The following is a 25,026-nucleotide window of genomic DNA, read 5'->3' as shown; positions in this document are numbered from 1 at the left end:
TTATTATTATCTACACATAATGAAAAGGATAATGAAAAATCATTATCCTTATAAATGCATTCTATTCTTTTGGAAGTAATGCTTTGCGGGAAAGATTAATTCGGCCGCGATCATCAATTTCAGTCACTTTAACTTCAATTTGATCGCCAAGCGATAATACATCTTCTACTCGTCCAACACGGTGATGCTCTAATTCAGAGATATGAACAAGTCCTTCCTTACCTGGTAAGACTTCCACAAAGGCACCGAATTTCTCAATCCGCTTCACAGTACCTTGATAGATATCTCCGGCTTTAACTTCGCGTGTCAGTTGATCAATAATTTCCTTAGCACGATCAATCATCGCCTGATCACTTGAGGCAATACTTACATTACCTTCATCGTCAATATCAATTTTAACACCCGTTTCATCAATAATCTTATTGATGGTCTCGCCACCTCGACCGATTACAACTTTAATCTTATCTGGATCGATTTGAATCATATCAATCTTCGGTGCATATGGACTTAACTCTGCACGTGGCTCTGGCAAGGTCGCCGTTAAATTATCTAAAATTTCTAACCGTGCACGGCGTGCTTGTTCAAGGGCTTCTTCTAAGATTTGACTCGTAATCCCTTCGATTTTGATATCCATTTGTAAGGCTGTAATTCCTTCAGAAGTTCCTGCAACTTTGAAATCCATGTCGCCAAGGTGGTCTTCCATACCTTGAATATCTGTCAAAATCGTATAATGTTCACCATTCATCACGAGCCCCATCGCAATCCCAGCTACAGGTGCTTTAATTGGTACACCTGCATCCATTAATGCTAATGTCCCAGCACAGATTGAAGCCTGACTCGATGAACCATTAGACTCTAATACTTCGGATACTAAACGAATCGTATACGGGAAAGTTTCGACATCTGGAATCACTTCATTTAATGCTTTCTCTCCTAAAGCACCATGCCCAATTTCACGACGGCCTGGGCTTCCCATTCTTCCAGTTTCACCTACAGAATATGGTGGGAAATTATAGTGATGAATAAATCGTTTACCTTCTTCAACGCCTAATCCATCGATGACTTGGTATTCACCGAGTGGTGCTAAAGTGGCCACCGTTAAAGCTTGAGTCTGTCCACGAGTGAATAAACCTGAACCATGCGTTCTAGGTAAGATTCCTACGCGTGATGCAAGTGGACGAATTTCATCCACTTGACGGCCATCTGGACGAACCCGATCAATCGTAATCAGTTTCCGCATTTCTTCTTTCTCAAGACGTTGTGTCGCTTCATTCACTGATTTGATAATGGATTCTAAATCTTCATGATCCGCATACTCCGTTTCGTATTTTTCACGAACTTCTTCCATCACTGCTGCGATAGCTTCTTCCCGAGCTAATTTTTCTTGAACTTGAATCGCTTGAAGCATCGACTCACGGTAAGCTTGTTGAACTTCCTCAATAATTTGTTCATCGTGACTTACAATAGATAATTCAAATTTTTCTTTTCCGCAATCCGCAATGATTTGATTTTGGAATGCGATCAATTCTTTAATCGCTTCATGCCCCTTTAATAAAGCTTCTAACATTTCCGCTTCAGAAACTTGTTTGGCGCTCGACTCAACCATATTAATGGCTTGTTCTGTCCCAGCTACTGTCAGTTGAATATCAGATTCAGCTGCTTGATCAACGCTTGGGTTAATGATTAATTCATTATTGACACGACCTACTTGAACCCCTGCGATTGGACCGTTAAATGGAATATCTGACACGCCTAAAGCAAGTGATGCTCCTAGCATCGCGGCCATTTCTGGTGAACAATCATTATCAACCGACAATACGGTCGTAATAATTTGAATTTCATTACGCACGCCCTCTGGGAACATCGGACGAATTGGTCGGTCAATAAGACGTGAGGTTAACGTTGCATGCTCTGAAGGACGGCCTTCACGTTTAATAAATCCTCCTGGAATCTTACCAACGGCGTACATCTTCTCTTCGTAATTTACCGTCAATGGGAAGAAATCCATTGCTGAAGGTTTACTTGATGCGGCTGCCGTACAAAGCACTACAGTATCACCATAGCGTACTAAAACAGCTCCGTTAGCTTGTCGAGCAACTTCACCTATCTCAACAATGAGCGGACAGCCAGCCCATTTTGTTTCATATACTTTCTTATCGAACATTACATCTCTCCTTCAATTTTTCGTGCTAATTCACTACTAAACAAATATCAAGCACCTCAACGGAACTGCCTCATACTTGTATAGTAGTAAAATAAGCATCCTTGATACGCTTATTGTAGCATAGTTTAAACTTATAACGCTATAAAATAACAAAACTCTTCCCGGAATAACCAGGAAGAGTTCACTAAATTAACGACGTAATCCAAGACGTTGAATTAAATCACGGTAACGACTTACATCGTTGTCGCGTAAGTATGCTAATAAGTTACGACGACGACCGATTTTTTTCATTAATCCACGGTATGAATGGAAATCTTTCTTATGTGTACGAATATGCTCGTTCAGAGAGTTAATATCTTCTGTCAATAAAGCAATTTGTACTTCTGGTGAACCAGTATCTCCTTCATGTGTGGCGTATTCTGCGATAATTTCACGCTTACGTTCTGCTGAAATAGCCATCTTTATCACCCTTTCTATCATAATCCTCAGCCAAGAAAAACGTCGAGTGAATCGTTTATCTGAGCAGAGGTCCTCTTTAAAAAAATTAGCCAAGCATCGGATGGAATCAGCAACGAATGACTACTTGATTAATGTACTAAACTTTCCAAAGGATTGCAAGCCTTTTTCGTGTCTACTGATTTAAATTCGTAATAAAATCAACTCCGAACACTTGATACATCGTACGAGTTACAATTACAATAAAGTGTTCCATACCGAGTTCACTATGATGAATCTCATCAAAGGTATACCAATCTGGATTCCCTTTTTGATAATTATACCAGTCTACTTCATAGGCATTCGGGAATTTTTCCGAAGTAGCTTTAATAATATCATTAACTTCTTTAATATGGAAAACCCGTGAGTTGGTATTGACGAGGAATACATTGCGATCAGGACCTAGTATTTCCATCAGTTCATCCACCGCAGGTTGGTCTAAACCAGCATTGGTTCCTAAAATAACAACTACATTTTCTTTCACCACGCCCTCTTGAACCAATTCCCTTAACATCGGTAGAGCATCCCATATTTGAAGACTACTTTCACCAAAGTAATTTCCATTTTGGAAAACATCAATCGCATAAGGTCCCGTAATAAACGCTAATGAATCTCCGAAGATTGTTACTGGAACTTCAGTTGCAAAGAGCAATTCACTTGAAGTTAGTTCGTTAAATACAATTGGATGATACACTTCAGCATTTTCAAAAGCTTCTTCGTGTTCGGCAAGTAAATTATCAATCATCGATAAATCAACTTCCGGTTGTTGTTTTAAAATCGCAGCCAATTGTTTCATTGGATCTTGTACGACAAGTTCCGTTGAAAGAAGCGTTTGATACTGTTGATCTATATCCTTTATAAATTCTTGCGTCTTAACTAATTCTCGAGCTGCTGGGTAAACATCATCCGATTGTACATGAACGCTCTGTTGATACAAGCGATACTCTAGGTCAAACGTTGCTAATGACTTATCGTTAGCTGAAGCGATGAGACCCCGAATAAACAATAAACATAGGACAATAAAACCAAAGAATTTAATAAATTTAATATGTAACCATTGACGCTGTTCAATTAATGTAATAATTTCTTGGCTGTCTTGTTTCCAATCCCAATGAGTTCCAAACCAAATATTCAATTGATCTTGTTCAATCCAACGGTAAGACAACTCACCAATTAGAAGAATTGTCACGATTGATGCCACCGCAATTAGATGAATATTTTCCCCTAAACGACGATATTGGCTTAAATAGAAGATAATAATTGGATAGTACCATAGATAATAAGAATAAGAGCGTCGACCTAATAAATACAAAGGCTTCACCGAGAGAAGCAGTGATAATATTGGTGCACCAATGGTGATACTTATAATCAACCCCGCACTAATCCAATTATAGACAGCCATCCATAACATATAAGTAATATCAGAACGGTCATTTTGGGTAAAGACCAATGCAATTGCACCACCGAGTGAAGCTAAAGCGAGAAGATGATAAACCCACTGTTTATACTTAAAACGATACAGTATATTCAATAGGGTCGGCACCATATAAGCCGTCGAAATACCTAAAGCAAACGAAGCAAAACGAGTATCAATACCATAATAAACGCGGCTCGGATCTCTCCCCGGCTGATAGATAAATATCGCCAAAGTGTGACACATCGTAGCAATTACAATCCAAATAATTCCTTTAGATGGAATTGATAATTTAAATTGGTGAATGCCCATCATTAAGATACTGGCAATCACAAGCGACTGCATATAAATTGCGACATACCACAAATGGGTAAACGGCGAAGCGCTTGTCATTTGAACAAAGTAGGATCGGTCCGAAAATATTTGAAAAAGATTGTTGTAGAAAAATAATCCGCTTAACAAGTCATTGCGAACCGACTTTAACGCAACTGGGTGAATAAAAAGCCAGCTAATGACAATTGCCATTATCATCCATAATAATGGATAAAATAGACGCTGAATCGTTTTCGATATTAACTGTCCATATCCTGAAAAGTTCAATGGTGCATCATAACTTTGCAATTTCTCAAAACTACGAGCAAAGAAATATCCTCCGACCACTAAAAATGTATTAACAAGTAAAAACCCACCCGGAAAAATTGATGGAAACAAATGATAAGCAATGACTGAAATAATTGCCAGTCCTTTCAATCCATCAAAACTTAACACGCGTTTTCGTTGCATTTGTCTCCCTCCAATTCTAAAATCATTAATTCTAAGTATAACGCTTTGCTATTAAATATAAAACAGCTTTGAAACAATTATTTCATATAAGATGCTTTTAATTCTAAAATAATATCTCGCAACTGGGCAGCGGCTTCAAAATTCATATCTTTCGCATATTGACGCATTTGTAAAACCATTCGCTCCAATTCTTCTTCACGCTGCAATTTCGATAGTGATTTGAATTGTGTTAAGAAATTCTCCTCTTGTTCTTCTGGCGCGACCTCATGTGAAATACGGATTAAATCACGAATTTCTTTTTTCACCGTCTTAGGTGTAATATTGTGAGCTTCATTGTATGCTTGTTGAATCTCGCGACGACGATGCGTTTCATCGATCGCAAATTGCATCGATTCGGTGACTCGATCAGCATACATAATGACATGCCCGTTCTCGTTTCGCGCAGCTCGCCCGATGGTCTGAATCAACGCGCGCTCGCCACGTAAGAACCCTTCCTTATCGGCATCTAAGATAACTACTAGTGAGACTTCAGGGACATCGATCCCCTCTCGCAGTAAGTTAATTCCTACTAATACATCAAAGGTTCCTAGACGCAAATCTCGAATGATTTCCGTTCGTTCCAATGTCTTAATATCACTATGTAAATATTTCACTTTAATATTTAATTCTTTCAGATAGGTTGTTAAATCTTCCGACATTTTCTTCGTTAACGTTGTAATAAAGACACGCTCATTGCGTTCCGTACGTTGACGAATTTCACTGACCAAATCATCGATTTGACCTTGGATTGGTCGAACATCAATAATTGGGTCCAATAATCCCGTCGGACGGATGATCTGTTCAATATAGTGCCCATTGGTTTTCTCTAATTCATATGGACCGGGTGTTGCCGAAATATATACAATTTGATGTACATGCTTTTCAAACTCTTCGATGGTCAAAGGACGGTTATCTAAAGCACTTGGTAAACGAAATCCATAGTCAATAAGTTGTTGTTTACGAGCTCGGTCTCCATTATACATCCCTCTAATTTGAGGCATGGTCATATGGGACTCGTCGATGACAATCAAAAAGTCATCTGGGAAGAAATCCAACAACGTAAATGGCTGCTCCCCAGGTAATCGCCCGTCTAAGTGCCGTGAGTAATTCTCAATTCCTGAACAATAGCCCATTTCAAGGAGCATCTCTAAATCATAGACCGTGCGCTGTTCTAATCTTTGTGCTTCAAGTAACTTATTTTCGGAGCGTAGTTCTTCCAGTCGCATTTCCAATTCTTGTCGAATCGTATCAACGGCGTGTAAAGTCTGCTCTTGATCCGCCACAAAGTGAGTCGCAGGATAAATTGGATAGTGTTCTAACTCACGCTGAATCTCACCTGTTAAGACATCTACCATCCGAATTCGATCAATTTCATCGCCGAACCATTCAATCCGAATGACTTCACTTTCACGTGATGCCATAAAAATTTCCATAACATCACCACGTACCCGAAAAGTTCCACGTTGAAAATCAATATCATTTCGCACAAATTGCATTTCAACTAATCGTTTCATCACAGCTTCACGACTGACTTCTTGTCCTTTTCGAATTGATAAAACATGGTTGGCATACTCTTCGGGATTGACTAATCCATAAATACAAGAGACAGAAGCCACTACAATCACGTCATTTCGTTCTAATAAAGCAGATGACGCTGAATGACGCAGACGGTCAATCTCATCGTTAACCATCGCTTCTTTTTCAATATAAGAGTCCGTAGACGGAACATATGCCTCCGGTTGATAGTAGTCATAGTAAGAAACAAAGTATTCGACCGCATTATCCGGGAAAAACTCTAATAATTCACTATAAAGTTGCCCCGCTAAGGTCTTATTATGTGCCAAAACAAGAGTAGGTTTATTAACTTCTTGAATCACATTTGCAATCGTAAAAGTCTTCCCTGTTCCAGTTGCACCGAGCAACACTTGTTCTTTTTCATTGGATTGAATCCCCTTGACGAGCTGCTCAATGGCTTGAGGTTGATCACCACTGGGCTGATAAGGAGCTTTTAATTTAAATTCGTTGTATTCCATTGATTTCATTCCTTTAAAAAAATTTGCAATACGTCCTAGTATTCATGTATAATATTGTCTGTTGACTCTGTCGACCTAAATGATTAATATAAGACTTATCTAAGAAAGAGGTGACAATTATGGCAAACAATCCATCAGCAATTAAACGCACACGTCAAACAATCAAGCGTACTGAAAAAAATACCGCTAAATTATCTGAAATGCGTACACATATCAAAAAATACAAAAACGCCGTTGAGACTGGCGAAGGTGATTTACAAGCATTATTAACTAACGCAGTGAAAAGTATTGATATCGCCGCAGGTCATGGTATTATACATACCAACAAAGCCAAACGTCTAAAATCAAATTTAGCAACTTATGCTAAATAATAATTTCAATGGTTCAAAAGAAGCTATCCGAGCACATTCGTGTTCGGATTTTTTATTGATACAATTGATGCAACTGCGTTATCAATAAATAAAAGTGATTGTCAGGCATGCCTACACCCGTCTTTAATTTAAAGTCAATTTCCGCTAAATAATCATAAAAAGTTTTCAGTGAGGATAGAGAAATATGACGTGCATTTTGTAAAGCGATTTGTACTCGATATGGATGGATATTCAATAATTTGGCAATATCACTCGGTTGATAACCTTGACGTTGAAGGATGTAAGATTGTAACATAACGCGAAATTGGGAAATGATCAAACCAAAAATTGCAATTGGCTCATGCTTCAACAAAATCAAATCCTCATAAATTTGAATGGCTTCGGAATATTTCTTAGCTGATAGTGCATTGGTTAATTTAAAAATATCGGACTCCATCGTACGTGGCACCAACTGAGTTAATGTTGCTTCATCGATTTCATTACCCGATAACGCATATAATTGTAACTTTTTAAGTTCCTCTATGGCTTGGGTTAATGAATAAGATACACGCACTAATAAACTATCCACTAAATGTGCCGATAATTGGAAGTTCTGATTAGCAAGATATTGTTGAAGATATTGCTTTACCTTTGATTCATCCGGAGACGTAACATCGACAACATAACCTTGTTTCTTGGCAACTTTCGTTAATTTTTTGCGTCCATCGATCTTGGATGTACCGTGATGAAAAATAACCACGCTCGAGGGATTGGGATTATTAAAGTACGTATTGAGTCTTTCTTTATCCGTATCGCTCATCTTAAGACTTGTTTGACTCGAAAGGATTGCTCCATGATGAACGGTAATCAGTCGCTTAGAAGCAAAAAAACTATAAGAATCTGCTTCATTCAACATGGCTTCAATAGAATCCTCTTCTAAATCCATTGAAATGACTTCATATTCCGAATCCAGTGCCGAATCTGGCGCAATCTGCTGATAAAATTGCTCAATTAAAAAAGCTTCATCACCTTCTAGAATATAAATAGGTTGTACCATCTTCCCCTCGCCTCCTTACATGAAAATCTTCAATAAATATTCTTATTCTATTATACCAAAAATATCGTTAGAACAGAAAAAAGGTACCTGAAACGATACCTTTAAATCAAACTAAGAACGTTGAATTTCAACGACCCAATTATCTTCTTTTTCGCTTGAATTCAGCATTGACGGCTTAAGTTCAGCTTGGTCATTGCGCGCCACAACCCGTCCACTAAATGGCGAAGGCACTTCAATCGCGGCTTTTGCTGCTTCAACATTGAATAGTGTGTCATCTTCCTTAATTTCACCTAAATCAGCGATGCTAACATAGGCGATGTCTCCCGCTTCTTCCTGAAAAATTTCATTAACGCCAATGCGTAAAATATTGTTTTTTTCTTCAATCCATAAATTATCTAACATTATTTAATCTCCATTTCTCTTTACTCTTCAAAAATCGAACTACGATAGTGATAGCGCATCGATAGAATCAATCCTACTCCAATCATATTACTTAATAATGCCGAACCCCCTTGAGATACGAATGGAAGTGGCACCCCCGTAATTGGGAGTAATCCGATTGTCATTCCCACATTTTCTAATACGTGGAATAAAATCATCGAAATAACGCCTGCAGCAATATAAGTATAATATTCATTTTTAACTTTAAAACAAGTTTGTACCATTTGATAGATTAACACAAAATAGATTAATAATAAAAAGGCACTTCCCACAAAACCAAAATTTTCAGCAATCGTTGTAAAAATAAAGTCAGATTCACGAACTGGAACGACCACTTCAGATTGTCCAAAACCCTTACCTAATAACATCCCCGAGCCTACCGCTTTAATACTTTGAGCTAACTGATATCCTGCTCCTTGCGTATCTTCGAATGGGCTAAACCAGATGGTAATTCGTTTTAATTGATAATCCATCAATATACCGTTATCTGTTAAAAAGTCTGGAAAGAAAATGGCTACAAGTAGTATACCACCACCGATAAAAATAACGACACTTGCGATTGGGACGATAATTCGCCAACTAATTCCCGAAAGCAATACCATACCGGCCGTAATCGTTAAAATAACTAAGTTGGTCCCTAAGTCATTTTGCAATTGAATTAAAATGACTGGAACGATTGCAGCAGCTAGGATTTTTCCTAAAAGCATAAAATCCGTCTTAAGTGTACGGTGAATATATTTATTGTTATGCGATGTAATAACTTTTGCAAGAAATACAATATAAGCTGGTTTAAAGAGCTCTGAAGGTTGTAATGTTAATCCCCCAATGGCAAACCAACTTTTTGCACCTGTTTCAATTGCTAATTCACGGTCGTAAAAAAGCAATACTAAAATGAGAAGAAAAATACCAAAGCCATAAATGACATTGGATAGTTTCCAAAATTGCTCACCATCAAACTGCATAATTACAATGATAATAATGGCCCCAATCAAATACCAAAGTCCATGATATAACGTTGGAACAATCCCTTGACCTTGAATCATTGCTGTCGTACTGTAAACACTTAGCATCCCAATAATGGCTAAAATCATAACATTGAGAATAATGCCATAGTCGATTCGATTTTCATTGTCACGATGTAGTTCTCTAATTGATGACATATTATCTCGCTTCCTTTCTTGGTGGATTTACTTGAATAGAATGATTTAGTGCCTGTGCTTTTAAGTATGGGCTGTAACTTTCGCTAGATACCAAATAATGATCTGTGGTCCGAGTTTCCGCAATTAATTGATTTAATGATTTGGTAGAGTAATCATAATAAAAAATATTGACAAACGCTCCAAATGCTAGGACCATCCCAATTAAATATAACCAAATAATAAAGATAATCACTACCCCGATTGTATCTTGGGTTAAATTATTATTCGTGAATGAAAGATAAATTGGGAATAGTTGAGTAACTAATGCAATGCCAACGAAAGCTGTAATGGATCCAGGTATGGCATACTTCATTGGCCAGTCAACATTTGGCATAAAGTGATAAATCATAAGTAAAATCATAAACATACTTATTATAACAATTATCCAACCTTGTTGCGATAAAAATGTTAATAGAAATAACTCGACTTGAAAAAGTGAGTACAACCATATAATCAATTGCTCACCGAAGACAATGAAAAATGTTGTAACTACTGTTCCTATCACTAATAGTACCGTAAAAATATAAGCAAAAATTCGAGCAACAATAAAATTTTTGCGTTGCGGCGAACGATATATACGATTCATCAGCCGTTGTAATGTGTTAAATACATTCGAAGCTGGCCATAATGAAATTAATAAACTGAGTGAGAATGCGCTTGAACTGGTACTTGATAAATATTGGGTTAACAGACCAATTACAAAATGCTCAATCTCATCAGGTAATAACTTACTAATAAACGCAAGAATTTCTTGGTGTGTGAAAGGTAAGACTGCAATTAAATTGGCCAGTGCAAGCATGAGTGGAAATAATGCGAATAAAATGTAAAAGCATAACTCGGCAGAATAACGTCCAAAGCTGACTGATGATTTATTCAATTGAAATGTCAAATACAGTCGTTGTAATGTTGGGTTCTTTTTCATCTAACTTTCCTTCCCTAGTTTACTGACGATACAAATCATATCATAGATTCATCTAATTACATACATTTTTTAGACACCACTCTCATATCACGTTATAATAGGTCTATAAGGAGGAGATTATATGCCAAGTAATGATCAAGGTGTGACATTTTATTTTATCCGTCACGGTCAAACCTACTTTAATTTATATGAGCGAATGCAAGGATGGTCCAACGCACCGCTTACTAAAGAAGGAATTCGAGATGTAAGACGAAGTGGACGCGGTCTTGCAGACATTCATTTTGATGCAATATACTCAAGTGATTTGCGCCGTACCATCGATACTGCCAAAATTATTCATGAGGAAAACCACCATTCTGATGGTTTAGAAATTATCCCAATGCCTGAATTTCGAGAAGTATGGTTTGGTTCTTTTGAAGGCTTACCGATTGAAGATGTATGGCCAAAAATTAAAGACCACGCGCGAATTCAACATGATATTCCTACTGGAAGTGATGTTGAGATTCGTCATCTGCTAAATACAATGAAGGCAAAAGACCCATACGCCCATGCAGAAAATTATGTTGAATTTTGGTTCCGTGTTGAATCTGGCTTGCTCAAATTACTCAATCGTCATGCTGGAACTGGACATAATGTCTTAGTATCCTGTCATGGTCTGACCATTCGTAACTTGATTGAAGGTTTGGTAGCCGACTTTGACCAAACTGACGCATTAAAAAATGCCTCTGTATCGATTGTTAAGTACCATAAGGGACAATTTAAATTAGAAGTCTATAACCAAGTTAATCATTTTAAAGATGAAGCAGAAGAAGCTTCACAACATTCATAATCTTGATGAACTATAAAATAGATAACAGGCTGCGAAAAAATATCGCAGCCTTTTTATTAAATATTATCGTTTGATTTCTCCATCTTTTTCATAAGCATAGATGGGTTCGTCTAGCTCCTCATCATATTCTACAATTAAGTTATGTCCTTCAAAAAACCAAGCATCTTCCTTTTCAACAAAGAACACCCAGCCATTCTCTCCCGTAAATTGTGCCACAGGGTCCACTGGATCGGTCACTTCAAAGATTAATGCGAGCATCTCATGTAATGGGCTCGAACCATATAATTTAGACTTAAATCTTATTGACGGTGACTGTCCTTCAGGTAGTCCCACCTGCTCGTGGAACCATTGCTCTGCTTGTGCGTTCACTTTTACTTCCATAGTTTGCTCCTTTATCTTTGATTCGTCTCTATCTTACACTAAATGATGTTGAAAAGCATAAATCGTTGCCTGGGTCCGATCATTTACCTCAAGTTTTGCCAAGATATTTGAAACATGTGTTTTTACTGTTTTTAAAGTTATAAATAAATGATCAGCAATTTCTTGGTTAGTATACCCTTTTGCAATTAAAAGTAGTACTTCCTTTTCGCGCTCTGTCAATTGATCATGAGGCATTTGCTGGCTATCACGATATGTTTGGTCATTTATTTTGTCTTGAACGGCCGGTTCAATGACTTGCTCCCCCGCATTTGTCTGACGTACTGCACTAATAATTTCTTCAGCCGAACTGGTCTTTAATAAATAGCTCTTTGCACCAGCTTTCATCGCAGGATAGACTTTCTCATCATCAATAAAGGATGTCAAAATAATAATCCGCGCCTCCGGCCATTCAGCTAGAATTCGTTGCGTTGCTTCGATACCATCCATCACATCCATAACTAAATCCATTAAGATAATATCAGGATGCAATTCAAGTGCTTTATGGTACCCTTCAAGACCGTTATGGGCTTGAGCAATCACTTCGATATCTTCTTGAATATTCAAATAAGAAGCCAGTCCTAATCGAACCATCTCATGGTCATCCACTAATAACACTTTGATCATCTTTCGTTTTCCTTTCTGTGACCATCAACTTAATTTCAATCACGGTTCCTTGGTTCAAGGCCGTTTTAATCTGAAATTGTCCTCCCATACTTTTGACTCGCTCTGACATATTACGAAGACCATAATTGCCTTTATTCAGTCCTTCTTCCACATTAAAACCAATTCCATTGTCAGAAATTTTTAAAGTTACCAACCCATGTGTTTGTTCTAGAAAGACTTCAAGTTGTGTCGCTTTTGCATGACGCATCGCATTGGATATGGCTTCTTGCACAATTCGAAACAGATGATCTTCAATCCCGCTTTCGAGCTGCGTCTCTCCAAGGTTCCACTGAATCTTCATAGGAACTTTTGTCTGTAATTCAGTTAATAAGTTTTCAATTCCGACTTCTAATTTATGGTCTGCCAAATCAATTGGTCTTAAATGAAGTAGGAGCGCTCGCATTTCAGTTTGAGCCATCCCGATTGTCTGCTCGATTAACTGAACTTGATTAGCAATCTCGAGACCTTCACGTTGACTCAGTTGATTCAAAGTTGAAATTAACATTGTCGCAGCAAATAATTGCTGACTCACTGAATCATGCAGCTCACGCGCAATTCGATGGCGTTCACGCTCAATAATTTCTTCTTCGGTGTGTTCACCTACAAAAGTAGGCCCGGCAGTAAATTCTTGCAATTCACTAGACAGATGCCCCAACTGATCACGTAACCCTAAAATCGTCTGATTAATTAAATAGAGGCTTTGAATTTGCTGACTCGATGGAATTTCTTGACCAAAAACTGGTTGATGGTATTGCCCTTGCGTTAACCAATTGAGCCGGGCATTAATACTATCAAAGGGTCTGGCAACATCTAGTGTAAATAACGTTGCGAACGCGATACTTAACGTTATAATACTTGCTAGCATTATGATATACAGTGGGTAGTGCCAAACTTGAGTTTGCAATAAAGTCATGACTCGATCCCAATCATAATAAACATAACTGAAAACGAGTAATAAACCTACTAATCCGCTTAAAAATAAACATTGAATACTAAAAAATTTAAACCATAATTTAAAATTCATACTAAAATCACCTCAATATTCCCAAATACTTGAGAAATCATCAAGTTGATGCGGGGGGTCTTTTCAGTATAGTTTTCACTTTGCCATTTCAAAGACTCTGCCATCAATTCGTAACGTTCTGATTGAAAATCAACTTCACCTACTACGCTACTGAGATGAATTTTTAATGCAATATCTTTCGGAATCACTACACGTGTTCGTCCTAATACCTTTCGAATAATAACGGTAATCTCACGATTTGGTATTACAGTATTACCAAAATCAATCATCTGGCTACCACCAAAATAGACAATATTAATATCATCCCAAGCATAATCTTGCGAGTCAGAGCCATAAAGCTCTTGAACGGACCGCTTATCGATTGTCTGTTGCTGTGAAATGATTGGTTCTTTTAAAACAACCCCTTGATAAATTTGTGGTCGCTGTGGTGAGAGTATAAAGGCATCGGATAGATTCATCAATAGATGACCTTCCTCACTTCGAAAGGATAAATAAAAAATCAATAAGACCACTAACATTGCCCAAAATGAAGGTACAAGGAATAAACCGACAAATATCATTAATAAACTTAAGTATCTAACCACAATGATTAAAAAGGATTTTTTAATAAATAAGGTTACGATCATAATTAATAACCCTACCGTAACGGCTGTAAGCCCCGGTAAATTATAAACTAATTGATAAAATAATAATAATAGACTCAGTATGACTGCAATTAATACATTCCGACGATCTAGCTTCATTCGACACCTCCTACCTAAAATGCTAAAAAACTTGCTTTTAAAAATAAAAGCAAGTTTGAAAGTTTATTGATCCGATGACTCTACACGAGTAATTTCAATATCGAATGAGCCACCTGGCGTTTGAATCGTAACTTTGTCGCCTACTTTGTGTCCTAAAATGGACTTGGCAATCGGTGAGTCGTTGGAAATCTTAAATTCAGTGGGGTCAGCTTCAGCGCTCCCAACAATCGTATATGTTTCTTCATCCCCATCTGGAATTTCCTTAAAAGACACTTTCCGTCCTAACGAAACAACATCTTTTTCAATGTGTTTATCATCAATAATTTCGGCATAACGTAACATATTTTCTAATGTCGAAATACGCCCTTCAACAAAAGCTTGTTCATCTTTAGCAGATTCATACTCTGAGTTTTCGGATAAGTCACCGAAACTACGAGCAATTTTAATACGATCAATAATCTCAATACGTTTATTGACCTTTAAATCTTCTAATTCTGCCTCAATTTTCGCTTTCCCTTCAAGGGTCATTGGATATGTTTTTTCAACCATTTAAATTCTCCTCTTAATAAAACATTGAGAATAAGATACCATGTTCATTGCTGAATTTCAATCTTATTCTCAAGTTATTCTTATTTGATATTGTGTAAAAAATGTTCAATCTTGGTAGATAGTAAATCAATCGCGACCGTATTATAGCCTCCCTCAGGTACAATAAGGTCAGCATATCGTTTCGTAGGTTCGATAAATTGATGGTGCATCGGTTTTACAACGTCAACATATTGCTGAATAACGGAGTCAACGGACCGGCCCCGTTCTTTAATATCACGCAAAATCCGTCGGGCTAATCGGATATCATCATCTGTATCCACGTAAACTTTAATATCCATCAGATCACGTAACTCTTGGGAGTATAAGATCAAAATTCCTTCCACGATAATTACATCGTGTGATTGTGCCATTCGAGTCTCATCAGAACGCGTATGGCGTGAATAATCATAAATTGGAATCTCAATCTCACCTCCATCAATTAAAGTAGCGAGATGCTTAGCAAACAAGTCATTATCAAATGCATCAGGATGGTCATAATTCGTTTGAAGTCGTTGTTCAAAGGCAAGATGTGCTTGATCTTTATAATAATTATCTTGTGCGAGTAACATTACAGAATATCCTTGGAAATTACGCAATATTTGCTGACTCACGCTGGTCTTACCGCTCCCTGATCCGCCAGTAACACCAATTACTATCGGTTTCGTCGTCATTGAGTTCCTCCATATTTTTACTGTTGGTTTTCTTGTGTATCTTCACTCTCTATAGATTCATCGGTTGTCTCTTCTTGAGTATCACGGTTATTTACGTATTGTTCTACTAATAAATCGTGCTCTTCTTGCGTTTGAGAGAAGTGGACTTCTTGTGTATCAATATCTGCTACAAAGTAATAGTAATCTGAATACGTTGGATAAATTGCCGCTGTAATTGCAGAATAACTTGGCGAATTCATTGGACCAGGTGGTAAGCCAATATGTTGATACGTATTATACGGTGAGTCGACTTCTAAATCATCATAAGTAACAAACTCTTTATGCTCACCTAATGCGTATAAAATCGTAATATCTGATTGTAAAGGCATTTCGATGGCCATTCGGTTGTAGAATACACCACTGACTAATTTTCGATCCTCAGCAGTAATGGCTTCACGCTCAATAATTGACGCCAATGTCAAAATTTGATGGTAAGTCAATTCGGTATTGTATAAATCTTCGACCAATTGTTGATAAGTTAAGTTTGCCGATTCAACCATTTGTTCAATCAATTCATAGGCAGACATCCCCGCAAAATAGTCATACGTCGCTGGATATAAATAGCCTTCTAGTGAATATTTCAACCCCTCAATTTCCGTTAGACCTTGTAACAAGGTTGGAAACTTGGCAACCAGTCGGTTCATTGTTTCTTTACTTTGAACAGTTTGAATAAACTCTTCTTTAGAAATTGCCGTATTTTCATCAACTAGCTCTGCAATCTGCTCGACGGTCGCTCCTTCTACCACGGTAAGTGTCGTGTCCGCATCAACGAAGATTGGCTCGCCGCCTTCCTCTAATCGCTCCAATACTTGCTGGGCATTCATCGATGGCGACAGCTGATAGTGACCTGCTTGAAGCCCACGAGTTCCCTGTGTTCTTAAAAACAAATGAAAGATATCGGCATTGCGAATAATCCCCGCATCTTCTAGCAGCTCTGCAATACTGCGTTTACTACTGTCGAAAGGGATGGTTACTTCAACCTCTTGATGATTTGACGGATCTACCGGTTTTAAAGCTGTTTTTACATAACGGTAGCCTAACATACTGACAATCAAGACTGTAAGCAAGCTGATCAGCATAATGATCCGAACGATTCGTGTCGTCCATAATCGTTCTTTCATCCTTGCTTCTTCTACTTTTTGCGCTTGTTGTTTCAATTGATTACGAGATCTCATGAAGGGATCCTCCTTTTCATCATCGTCGGTGAAATTATATCAGAATTACAGTCTAATAACTAGACTTACTTCATTTTTAAGCTTTATAAACAAAGTCCGGACAATCATTGCCCGGACTGATTATTAATTTTACCCTCGCTTATTCAGCTTCTTCTTCATCGATAAAAGTAGCAATAACTTCTTCAACCATATCCCATTCTTCATCAGATTCTATCTGGTGAAGTGAGCCTGCTAAATCATCGTCTTCTTTATAAGAAAAGACTTGAATCTCTACTTCATCATCATTATCCGTACCATGTGGGTATACTACAACATAATTTTTTTGGTAATCTTGTGAATCAAAGGTGAATAAGATATGGTATAAAGTCTCATTACCTTCTTCATCAATGATCGTAATTAACTCTTCTTCATGATTATGGCCACATTCACATTCATGATGTGCTTCATCTGGATGATGGTGATGTCCACAACCACATTCGTGTTTATGTTCTTCGGTCATCTCTATACACTCCTAGTTTGTATTTGCATCTAAATAATTTTGTAAAATAATTACAGCCGCTATTTTATCAATAACTTGCTTACGCTTTTTGCGTGAAACGTTCCCTTCTTGAATTAGCATTCGCTCAGCTTGGGAGGTTGTTAAACGCTCGTCTTGATAATGAATCGTTAATTCTGGCAGTAATTGTAACAACTTTTCACCATAAGATTGGCTAGCTAAAGCACGCGGTCCTAATGTATTATTCATATTTTTAGGAAGTCCAATGACAACCGTCTTGACTTGGTTTTCTTCAATTAACTGAAGCAATCGGTCAAAGCCAAAGTCTTCTTGCTCTTCATCAATACGAATCGTCTCTAATCCTTGAGCTGTCCATCCCATCAAATCACTGACTGCTACACCAACCGTCTTAGATCCTACATCCAATCCCATGATTCGAGAATAGTTTGATTTCATATTATTTTGCGATATAGTACTCGACTAATTTTTCTAAAATCTCATCACGTTCATGTCGACGAATTAAATTCCGTGCATCTTTATGACGTGGGATATATGCTGGGTCGCCTGATAAAAGATACCCTACAATTTGATTAATTGGGTCATAGCCTTTTTCTTTTAAGGCATGATAAACAATGTCCAACGTCTCGCGAACGGTATGTTGTTCTAAATCATCGAGCTTAAACATAATTGTTTCATCTAATGATTGCATATGCACCAGACCTTTCTTCTTATTAAAACAAATTCTTAATCTACATTTTACCACAAAAATCTAAATGATGCCTAATTTTATACTAAGCTTTGAATTTGTGCCCCAACTTGATCTAAAAGTGTAGGAATTCCCGCTGGATTTTTCCCACCAGCTTGCGCCATGTCTGGACGTCCACCGCCGCCACCGCCGATTAATTTCGCAAGTGGTTTTACTAAATCACCAGCTTTAATCCCTTTTTCGATGGCTTTATTATCCGCTAAAACTAATAAATTCGCTTTATCCCCTTGATCAGACACAATCACTAGGATGTCTGAAGCTTTTCGTTGGCGCCACTCATCACCAAGACTGCGCATCACATCAACCGATTGATTATCTAACTTGATTGTAAGATAAGTTAAGTCTGCGACTTCTTCTACTTGTTGGAAGAGTGTCTCAGATTCTTGTTGCATCATCTTGCGAGTTAAAGATTCCACTTTTGACTCAGCTTCTTTGAGTTCTGTCTGTAACTGGTGGATGCGAGCAAGTAGTTGGTCTTCTTGTTGAACTTTCAATTCTTCTTGAATTTGTTCAAGCAATTCACTCTGATTTTGATAGTATTCAATCGCCGCTTGTCCAGTTAAGGCCTCGATTCGACGGATTCCAGCGCCAATCCCCGACTCACTAATAACTTTTACTGTACCAATATCATTGGTGTTGCTAACATGGGTTCCCCCACATAACTCAATGGAATCATTTGCAATATTGACTACCCGTACTACGTCTCCGTATTTTTCACCGAAAAGTGCCATCGCACCCATTGCTTTCGCTTCTTCGATTGGCATCACATCTGTAACAACATCCACTGATTGATTTACCATTTGATTTACATAAGCTTCAATTTGATTTAATTCATCATCCGTCACTTTTCCAAAGTGAGAGAAGTCAAAGCGTAGACGATCAGGTCCAACATAAGACCCTGCTTGGTTCGCATGTTCCCCTAATACTTTCTTCAATCCACGATGTAACAAGTGAGTTGCAGTGTGGTTTTTATTCGTTGCATGGCGATATTTTGCGTCTACTTGAAGCGTGTAAGATTGTCCTTTAACGAGTGGCAATTCTGATACTTCGATTCGATGCATATACTGTCCATTCGGTGCTTTTTGTACATCCGAAACTTGTCCTATAATTTCATTACCATCATAGACTTCACCTTGATCAGCAATTTGTCCTCCCATTTCAGCATAGAAAGGAGAACGGTTAAAAATAACCCAACCTGTATGACCAGGATTAAGTCGATTCACCAATTGATCATCTTGAACAATTGCCATAATCGTTGCATCGGCATTAAGTTGCTGATAACCAACAAATTCAAATTCACTATCAATCTGTTGTAAAACATCGGATTGCACTGACATACTATCTTCTTTTGAACGTGCGCTACGTGCTCTTTCACGCTGTGCTTCCATCTGTGCGTCAAACCCTGCTCGATCGACCGTTAAATGATGTTCTTTCGCAAATTCCTCAGTCAACTCATAAGGAAAGCCGAATGTATCATAGAGAATAAATGCTTTCTCTCCTGGAATCACCGTTTCATTCTCCGCTTGCAATTCTTCGATTACAGATTGAAGTTGAATTTCCCCTTCTTCGATTCGCTCATGGAAACGTTCCTCTTCTTGGCGGAGGACTTGCTCAACAAATGCATGATTATCTTCGAGTTCAGTGTAGTAAGATCCCATTACTTCGACAATTACTGGAACAAGTTCGCTTAAGAATAAACGATCAATTCCCAAACGACGTCCATGCATGACGCTTCGACGAATGAGACGACGAATAATATAACCTCTACCTTCATTTGAAGGCAATGCACCATCACTGATTGCAAAGGTGACGGCCCGAATATGGTCGGCAATTACTTTGAAACTTACTTGTAATTCACCTGCGTCCGCATAAGAGCGATTTGATAATGTCTCAATCGTTTGAATAATTGGCATAAATAAGTCCGTCTCAAAGTTTGTCGGTGTATCTTGAATGACAGAAACAAGGCGTTCAAGCCCCATCCCCGTATCGACGTTCTTATGAGGTAGCGGTTCATATGTATCATCTGGCATATGATTAAATTGAGAGAAAACTAAGTTCCAAATCTCTAACCAGCGCTCATTCTCACCGCCTGGATAATTCTCAGGATCACCTTCAGCTAAATCGCAATATACTTCCCCTCGATCATAGAAAATCTCTGTGTTTGGTCCACATGGTCCAGCGCCAATATCCCAGAAGTTCCCTTCTTCTGCCACAAGGTGCTCTTTATTAAATCCTGGCACTTGTTCCCAAATTTGCTTGGTCTCTTCGTCTTCAGTGTAATAAGTCACATAGAGTAATTCAGGGTCTAATGCTAACCATTCCTCACTCGTTAAAAATTCCCAAGCAAAATGAATCGCATCTTCTTTAAAGTAATCTCCAATTGAAAAGTTCCCTAACATCTCAAATAAGGTATGGTGACGCGCAGTATAACCTACGTTTTCAATATCATTCGTTCGGATACTCTTTTGTGCGTTAGTTAAACGTGGTTTTTCTGGAACTTCTGTTCCATCAAAATATTTCTTTAATGTTGCTACACCCGAGTTAATCCAAAGTAACGTTGGGTCATTCACAGGAATCAATGATGCACTTGGCATCACTAAATGTGATTTTTGCTCGAAAAAATCTAAAAACATACTTCTTATTTCACGACTACTTAACTGCTTCATAACATCCTCCATTAATCAGTTTAATTCATGTTATATCTCGATAAGATTAAAATAAGAGTTGCTATACGTAAGGGCGTTCTAACGCGGTACCACCTTACTTATAACAACTCATTGTGTCAATCTTTAGGATTGTTAACGCCAATCACACGCTAATTTTTCAATTAGTACGATGAGGAGCATTTATTCGTCATTTCTTTCACCCAATGAAATGTCTCTAATTGTGAATAAACATAGTCTCATTGGCTTTAATTATAGGGTTTATGTCTAAAAAAATCAATACTTTTACGATGGATTCCATTTATTCACACGAATTTATACATTTTTACATCACTTTAGGTATAATAGTATCAGATTGATTATTTTGAGGTGACTTATGGACAAGACTATCCAAATTATTTGTCATTACGCAGCGGGAAATGGTTACGCTGAGAAACAACTTGAAAAAGTAACAAAAGAACTGCATCGGCTACAACTTGCTTATATCATTCATCGGACGAATTATGCGACACATGCTTCATCAATTACTCAAAAAATTATCGAGCAATTCGACGAAACACACCCTCACATTATTGTAATCGGAGGGGATGGTACGCTCCATCAGGTTGTGAACACACTTTATCAAAATCATTTCCAGATCCCCATCACCTACATTGCGGGAGGAACGGGGAATGATTTCCATCGAACCTGGTTAAAAGATAAAAGTATTGAACAATTGATCCAGCAAATCGCTTTTAATGCTCCCGCAACAGAGATACCTATGATTCGCTATCAACTTGATGATGAAGAAAAATCGCACTTAATTTTGAACAATATGGGATTTGGATTTGATGGCCTGATCAATTATTATGTTCAAAAACAACGCCATTCCGCAGCTGCGAAATGGTTGCAAAAATTCCGATTAAATTATATTTCAGCCATTTTCCCAAGTTTAAGATCAATTCCACACTTCAGTGTAAAAGGGACCCTCGATGGTAAGCCTTTTCAATTTGATCAGGTGAATATTGCTACCATTATTAATTCCCCATACAATGGCGGTGGCATTCGAATTTCCGATGTTGCTGTCGCAACCAATGATGAAATTAACTTCACCCTATTCCACGATGTGACTTTAAGCAGTGCGCTACCATTGATTTATAAAGTATTAATCTCAAAAAATCAGCGGACATCACCTAATGTAACACATTTAAAGGGGCAACATTTAACGTTAGAAGTATTGCATCCTGTTATAGGTCAAGTCGATGGTGAAGTGCTATACCCGCAAACTTACACTGTCGAGTGTCACGTTGCCCGTTATCCATTTAATTTATAAAAAATCAGGCTGTAAGATAAGTCAATTATAAGCTTTAATTAACGGATATTAGTGATTTGTTCCGATAATTGATTGTGAAAATAATTTTTTTATAGACACGTAAGAAGCGAACGTTTATTATCCGTAGGATGAAGCATGGCTGGCGTATATCAAGCCGTAGCACGTAAGTGCGTATGGATTGAATAGCCAGACAAGTCCCGAGACCTTGGCTCGGAACGGTGCCCTACAGATAATAAACGTTCGCTTCTGGAGTGTCGGTTGATACTTATCTTACAGCTTCATTAATTTTCTCTTATTTTGGCATAAAATCATAAGGGCTAAGCTCCCCCATATTAATCATCGGATCAATTTGATGAATTGTCTCTTCACTTAATATAATTTCTTCAGCTACAGAGCCAGGTTCTAATACTTCTATCGAATTCGCTTCATTCGATAAATTCAAGTCTGAATCCACATTGTCATGAGCCATTGTTTCATCTAATTTATCTTGTTCAAATTCCATCATCAGTTCAATTAAGAACGTCTGTCTTTTCGATTGCTGGTATTGAACGCCTTGATTAAAACAAGCCTCACTACCGATTAAGACGAGATTTTCTTGCGCACGCGTCACAGCAGTATATAGCAAGTTGCGTTGAATAATTGGACGAAAAGCTGTCACCAAGGGGAAGATAACGAGCGGATATTCACTCCCTTGTGCTTTATGAATCGACACACAATACGCGAGCGTTAACTGATTCAAGTCACCTCGGCGATAAGTTATTTCCTTTTCTCCTTCAAAAACAACCACCATTTCATCCGTTTTGGACTCCGTCTCATCTTTATAATCAATTCGTTGGATCATTCCGACGTCTCCATTAAAAACTTCGTCTTCCGTATTATTAACAAGCTGCAATACTTTGTCACCTTCACGAAAAACACCTTGGTTAAACTCAATTTCGCGGACTCCAGCTTCTGCTGGATTCATTAAAGATTGTAATACCGTATTTAATCGATTAATCCCTGCCTCACCTTTATACATCGGTGCTAATACTTGCATGGTCATCGCGTTGTATCCTTTTTTTAAGGCAAAAGAAGCGATATCATGAACCGCTTTTGCGATTCCTACTGTCCCGATCTCGATAAATGATCGGTCGTGTTGTTTTTGGGTAAAGTTCGTTGGCAAACTCCCTTGCCGAATATGACTTGCTAAGTCAATAATTGTACTCCCTTTACCTTGGCGATAAATACGTTTTAACGAAACAACAGGAATCTGTTTAGATTGAATTAAATCCGTAAATACTTGACCAGGTCCGACAGAGGGTAACTGATCCTGGTCCCCCACAAAAACAAGTTGCATCGATGACGGCACTGCTTGAAGTAGCCAATTCATTAACCATGTATCCACCATCGACATCTCATCAATAATCAATAATTTACCCGCTAATAATTCAGCATGAAAATTTTCAGTCACAGATTCACGGGTAAAACCAATCAGTCGATGAATGGTAGAAGCAGGTAACCCAGTAGCCTCTTGCATTCGTTTTGCAGCCCTGCCTGTCGGAGCTGCTAAATGAATAACGGCTTCATCAGCCGTTTTATATGGCAACTCGCTCAAGTCATACTCATGCAACAAACTATGAAGTTGAATCAATCCATTTATTAAGGTCGTCTTACCCGTTCCAGGCCCACCAGTAATAATCGAAACAGGCGACTGAATTGCCCGTTTTAAAGCTGCCAACTGGCTTCGGTCATATTGAACATCGGATTGAGCCATTAGTTGATGCAATGCATCGTCAATTTCTTCTTCTGTAAAAGATTCACTAACGCAATTAGTAAGTTGTCTGACTAATTGCTTGGAGATGCCTACCTCTGCATAGAACAAACTCGCCATCGCGTAACGCTGATCATAACAAATTAGCATATCTTGATTCAGTGCTTCGTCCAGACCGGCTTCTAATTCTTGATCACTTACCAAGTAATTTCGACTTTGCTCTAACAATAATCGGCTTTGAGTAAAGAGTTCATCTTTACTGATCCAAGTATGTCCTTGATCATAGCAGATTAAATAAACGCTTGACATTGCCGCCGCGGCAATACGTTTTAAGGCATCATCTTCAATGCCAAATTCCAGTGCGAGTTGATCTGCCTTCGTAAAAGAAATCCCTTCAATCGTTTGAATCAGCTCATAAGGATTGTCACGTATTATTTCTAGCGCTCGACTATCGTAATAATTAAAAATTCGGTCCGCCAACTTAGCGCTAAAGCCCCACTGGTTCAGTTGAATATAAATCCGTTCTGTCCCTTGATAGTTTAAAAGTTCTTGACGCAGCGATTTTGCGTTTTTGGCACTCAATCCGGTAATACCTTCTAAACTCTTCGGATCATCAATAATTAGTTCAATTGCTTTGGATCCAAGCTTGTCCACAATTCGCTCAGCGAGTACCGGTCCAATACCTTTAAAGCGATAGCTTGATAAATAATCTATTAATCCTTCTTCTGAAGTCGGAGTTAATTGTTGGTATCGTTCCACGGCAAATTGCTCGCCATATTTAGGATGCGTCGTCATTTTACCGAAAAATTCATATAAGGTATCGAGATGAATCGAGGGGAATTGACCGGTCATCACGATCTCATCAAGCAAGAACGCATCCCCTTGATCAGGATCTAACGCTACTCGCATCACTTTATAGAAGTTAGACGGACTCTCAAAATATATCGCATCAATTTCGCCGACTAAACGCATTTGAGTCATCCGTCACCA

The 25,026-nt window shown here is 38.1% G+C and carries 23 protein-coding genes; 3 read left to right on the top strand and 20 right to left on the bottom strand.

From position 1 onward, the window contains the following. Positions 1–61: 61 nt before the first annotated feature. The 4 genes from pnp to uvrB all read right to left on the bottom strand — a co-directional run bounded on the left by pnp (position 62) and on the right by uvrB (position 6,928). Complete coding sequence (gene pnp, locus CYJ57_RS01830; RefSeq protein WP_101953844.1) at positions 62–2,164, bottom strand: polyribonucleotide nucleotidyltransferase; 2,103 nt, start codon at positions 2,162–2,164, stop codon at positions 62–64. Between the two features lie 189 nt (positions 2,165–2,353). After that, entirely contained in the window at positions 2,354–2,623 is a 270-nt protein-coding gene (gene rpsO / locus CYJ57_RS01825; RefSeq protein WP_006701126.1) for a 30S ribosomal protein S15, read from the bottom strand. Between the two features lie 172 nt (positions 2,624–2,795). Then, positions 2,796–4,856 (bottom strand): acyltransferase family protein, encoded by a 2,061-nt coding sequence (locus CYJ57_RS01820; RefSeq protein ID WP_101953843.1) that lies wholly within the window; start codon positions 4,854–4,856, stop codon positions 2,796–2,798. A gap of 77 nt (positions 4,857–4,933) precedes the next feature. Continuing rightward, a complete protein-coding gene (gene uvrB, locus CYJ57_RS01815; RefSeq protein WP_101953842.1) occupies positions 4,934–6,928 on the bottom strand; it encodes an excinuclease ABC subunit UvrB in 1,995 nt (664 codons plus the stop codon). Positions 6,929–7,047: 119 nt separating this feature from the next. Between uvrB and rpsT the strand changes: the two genes are divergently transcribed. After that, positions 7,048–7,299: a 30S ribosomal protein S20 gene (gene rpsT / locus CYJ57_RS01810; RefSeq protein WP_006701123.1), complete on the top strand. Its 252-nt coding sequence runs from the start codon at positions 7,048–7,050 to the stop codon at positions 7,297–7,299. 52 nt (positions 7,300–7,351) lie between these two features. Here the strand turns inward: rpsT and holA are convergent, their stop codons facing one another. The 4 genes from holA to CYJ57_RS01790 all read right to left on the bottom strand — a co-directional run bounded on the left by holA (position 7,352) and on the right by CYJ57_RS01790 (position 10,897). Next, complete coding sequence (holA, locus tag CYJ57_RS01805; protein WP_101953841.1) at positions 7,352–8,335, bottom strand: DNA polymerase III subunit delta; 984 nt, start codon at positions 8,333–8,335, stop codon at positions 7,352–7,354. Between the two features lie 111 nt (positions 8,336–8,446). Then, positions 8,447–8,737: a glycine cleavage system H family protein gene (locus CYJ57_RS01800; protein WP_101953840.1), complete on the bottom strand. Its 291-nt coding sequence runs from the start codon at positions 8,735–8,737 to the stop codon at positions 8,447–8,449. A gap of 20 nt (positions 8,738–8,757) precedes the next feature. Further along, positions 8,758–9,936, bottom strand: a complete 1,179-nt coding sequence (locus CYJ57_RS01795; RefSeq protein WP_101953839.1) for an FtsW/RodA/SpoVE family cell cycle protein — start codon at positions 9,934–9,936, stop codon at positions 8,758–8,760. Between the two features lies 1 nt (position 9,937). Beyond that, positions 9,938–10,897 (bottom strand): YihY/virulence factor BrkB family protein, encoded by a 960-nt coding sequence (locus CYJ57_RS01790; RefSeq protein WP_101953838.1) that lies wholly within the window; start codon positions 10,895–10,897, stop codon positions 9,938–9,940. Between the two features lie 121 nt (positions 10,898–11,018). Here CYJ57_RS01790 and CYJ57_RS01785 point away from each other — a divergent pair, with 121 nt between their 5' ends. Continuing rightward, on the top strand, positions 11,019–11,726 hold the full coding sequence (locus CYJ57_RS01785) for a histidine phosphatase family protein (protein ID WP_101953837.1): 708 nt from the start codon (positions 11,019–11,021) through the stop codon (positions 11,724–11,726). A 63-nt stretch (positions 11,727–11,789) separates the two neighbouring features. On the opposite strand, the gene CYJ57_RS01780 is transcribed toward CYJ57_RS01785, so the two are convergent. From CYJ57_RS01780 to alaS, 11 genes are all read right to left on the bottom strand, one after another. Beyond that, positions 11,790–12,107, bottom strand: coding sequence for a HesB/YadR/YfhF family protein (locus CYJ57_RS01780; protein ID WP_101953836.1), 318 nt, complete (start codon positions 12,105–12,107; stop codon positions 11,790–11,792). Positions 12,108–12,140: 33 nt separating this feature from the next. Then, a complete protein-coding gene (locus tag CYJ57_RS01775) occupies positions 12,141–12,770 on the bottom strand; it encodes a response regulator transcription factor (RefSeq protein ID WP_101953835.1) in 630 nt (209 codons plus the stop codon). Further along, positions 12,745–13,833 (bottom strand): sensor histidine kinase, encoded by a 1,089-nt coding sequence (locus CYJ57_RS01770; protein WP_101953834.1) that lies wholly within the window; start codon positions 13,831–13,833, stop codon positions 12,745–12,747. The genes CYJ57_RS01775 and CYJ57_RS01770 overlap by 26 nt, the downstream gene beginning before the upstream one ends. After that, on the bottom strand, positions 13,830–14,576 hold the full coding sequence (gene liaF, locus CYJ57_RS01765; RefSeq protein WP_101953833.1) for a cell wall-active antibiotics response protein LiaF: 747 nt from the start codon (positions 14,574–14,576) through the stop codon (positions 13,830–13,832). The genes CYJ57_RS01770 and liaF overlap by 4 nt, the downstream gene beginning before the upstream one ends. Before the next feature lie 63 nt (positions 14,577–14,639). Beyond that, on the bottom strand, positions 14,640–15,125 hold the full coding sequence (gene greA, locus CYJ57_RS01760; protein ID WP_101953832.1) for a transcription elongation factor GreA: 486 nt from the start codon (positions 15,123–15,125) through the stop codon (positions 14,640–14,642). Positions 15,126–15,205: 80 nt separating this feature from the next. After that, positions 15,206–15,835: a uridine kinase gene (gene udk / locus CYJ57_RS01755; RefSeq protein WP_101953831.1), complete on the bottom strand. Its 630-nt coding sequence runs from the start codon at positions 15,833–15,835 to the stop codon at positions 15,206–15,208. Between the two features lie 17 nt (positions 15,836–15,852). Beyond that, entirely contained in the window at positions 15,853–17,049 is a 1,197-nt protein-coding gene (mltG, locus tag CYJ57_RS01750; RefSeq protein WP_101953830.1) for an endolytic transglycosylase MltG, read from the bottom strand. A gap of 139 nt (positions 17,050–17,188) precedes the next feature. Beyond that, the gene (locus CYJ57_RS01745) at positions 17,189–17,548 is read right to left on the bottom strand and encodes a DUF1292 domain-containing protein (RefSeq protein ID WP_101953829.1); all 360 of its coding nucleotides are present in this window, start codon (positions 17,546–17,548) and stop codon (positions 17,189–17,191) included. Between the two features lie 12 nt (positions 17,549–17,560). Further along, entirely contained in the window at positions 17,561–18,001 is a 441-nt protein-coding gene (gene ruvX, locus CYJ57_RS01740) for a Holliday junction resolvase RuvX (RefSeq protein WP_101953828.1), read from the bottom strand. A gap of 1 nt (position 18,002) precedes the next feature. After that, positions 18,003–18,254 carry an IreB family regulatory phosphoprotein gene (locus tag CYJ57_RS01735; RefSeq protein ID WP_006701108.1) on the bottom strand — a complete coding sequence of 84 codons (252 nt, stop codon included), beginning with the start codon at positions 18,252–18,254 and terminating at the stop codon, positions 18,003–18,005. Between the two features lie 77 nt (positions 18,255–18,331). Next, positions 18,332–20,977, bottom strand: a complete 2,646-nt coding sequence (alaS, locus tag CYJ57_RS01730) for an alanine--tRNA ligase (protein ID WP_101953827.1) — start codon at positions 20,975–20,977, stop codon at positions 18,332–18,334. 373 nt (positions 20,978–21,350) lie between these two features. Between alaS and CYJ57_RS01725 the strand changes: the two genes are divergently transcribed. Further along, complete coding sequence (locus CYJ57_RS01725) at positions 21,351–22,286, top strand: diacylglycerol/lipid kinase family protein (protein ID WP_006701106.1); 936 nt, start codon at positions 21,351–21,353, stop codon at positions 22,284–22,286. Positions 22,287–22,578: 292 nt separating this feature from the next. Here CYJ57_RS01725 and recD2 read toward each other — a convergent pair whose 3' ends face one another. Continuing rightward, the gene (recD2, locus tag CYJ57_RS01720) at positions 22,579–25,017 is read right to left on the bottom strand and encodes an SF1B family DNA helicase RecD2 (protein ID WP_101953826.1); all 2,439 of its coding nucleotides are present in this window, start codon (positions 25,015–25,017) and stop codon (positions 22,579–22,581) included. Positions 25,018–25,026 lie beyond the last annotated feature (9 nt).

Origin of the sequence: Falseniella ignava, from assembly GCF_002847645.1 — a bacterium.
GTDB lineage: Bacteria > Bacillota > Bacilli > Lactobacillales > Aerococcaceae > Falseniella > Falseniella ignava.
This window is presented reverse-complemented; position numbering and strand designations above follow the sequence as displayed.

What these genes read in the sequence shown, in the direction of transcription:
- pnp (WP_101953844.1), bottom strand. Translation starts at nt 2,164, where the DNA reads ATGTTCGATAAGAAAGTATATGAAACAAAATGGGCTGGCTGTCCGCTC.
- rpsO (WP_006701126.1), bottom strand. Translation starts at nt 2,623, where the DNA reads ATGGCTATTTCAGCAGAACGTAAGCGTGAAATTATCGCAGAATACGCC.
- CYJ57_RS01820 (WP_101953843.1), bottom strand. Translation starts at nt 4,856, where the DNA reads ATGCAACGAAAACGCGTGTTAAGTTTTGATGGATTGAAAGGACTGGCA.
- uvrB (WP_101953842.1), bottom strand. Translation starts at nt 6,928, where the DNA reads ATGGAATACAACGAATTTAAATTAAAAGCTCCTTATCAGCCCAGTGGT.
- rpsT (WP_006701123.1), top strand. Translation starts at nt 7,048, where the DNA reads ATGGCAAACAATCCATCAGCAATTAAACGCACACGTCAAACAATCAAG.
- holA (WP_101953841.1), bottom strand. Translation starts at nt 8,335, where the DNA reads ATGGTACAACCTATTTATATTCTAGAAGGTGATGAAGCTTTTTTAATT.
- CYJ57_RS01800 (WP_101953840.1), bottom strand. Translation starts at nt 8,737, where the DNA reads ATGTTAGATAATTTATGGATTGAAGAAAAAAACAATATTTTACGCATT.
- CYJ57_RS01795 (WP_101953839.1), bottom strand. Translation starts at nt 9,936, where the DNA reads ATGTCATCAATTAGAGAACTACATCGTGACAATGAAAATCGAATCGAC.
- CYJ57_RS01790 (WP_101953838.1), bottom strand. Translation starts at nt 10,897, where the DNA reads ATGAAAAAGAACCCAACATTACAACGACTGTATTTGACATTTCAATTG.
- CYJ57_RS01785 (WP_101953837.1), top strand. Translation starts at nt 11,019, where the DNA reads ATGCCAAGTAATGATCAAGGTGTGACATTTTATTTTATCCGTCACGGT.
- CYJ57_RS01780 (WP_101953836.1), bottom strand. Translation starts at nt 12,107, where the DNA reads ATGGAAGTAAAAGTGAACGCACAAGCAGAGCAATGGTTCCACGAGCAG.
- CYJ57_RS01775 (WP_101953835.1), bottom strand. Translation starts at nt 12,770, where the DNA reads ATGATCAAAGTGTTATTAGTGGATGACCATGAGATGGTTCGATTAGGA.
- CYJ57_RS01770 (WP_101953834.1), bottom strand. Translation starts at nt 13,833, where the DNA reads ATGAATTTTAAATTATGGTTTAAATTTTTTAGTATTCAATGTTTATTT.
- liaF (WP_101953833.1), bottom strand. Translation starts at nt 14,576, where the DNA reads ATGAAGCTAGATCGTCGGAATGTATTAATTGCAGTCATACTGAGTCTA.
- greA (WP_101953832.1), bottom strand. Translation starts at nt 15,125, where the DNA reads ATGGTTGAAAAAACATATCCAATGACCCTTGAAGGGAAAGCGAAAATT.
- udk (WP_101953831.1), bottom strand. Translation starts at nt 15,835, where the DNA reads ATGACGACGAAACCGATAGTAATTGGTGTTACTGGCGGATCAGGGAGC.
- mltG (WP_101953830.1), bottom strand. Translation starts at nt 17,049, where the DNA reads ATGAGATCTCGTAATCAATTGAAACAACAAGCGCAAAAAGTAGAAGAA.
- CYJ57_RS01745 (WP_101953829.1), bottom strand. Translation starts at nt 17,548, where the DNA reads ATGACCGAAGAACATAAACACGAATGTGGTTGTGGACATCACCATCAT.
- ruvX (WP_101953828.1), bottom strand. Translation starts at nt 18,001, where the DNA reads ATGAAATCAAACTATTCTCGAATCATGGGATTGGATGTAGGATCTAAG.
- CYJ57_RS01735 (WP_006701108.1), bottom strand. Translation starts at nt 18,254, where the DNA reads ATGCAATCATTAGATGAAACAATTATGTTTAAGCTCGATGATTTAGAA.
- alaS (WP_101953827.1), bottom strand. Translation starts at nt 20,977, where the DNA reads ATGAAGCAGTTAAGTAGTCGTGAAATAAGAAGTATGTTTTTAGATTTT.
- CYJ57_RS01725 (WP_006701106.1), top strand. Translation starts at nt 21,351, where the DNA reads ATGGACAAGACTATCCAAATTATTTGTCATTACGCAGCGGGAAATGGT.
- recD2 (WP_101953826.1), bottom strand. Translation starts at nt 25,017, where the DNA reads ATGACTCAAATGCGTTTAGTCGGCGAAATTGATGCGATATATTTTGAG.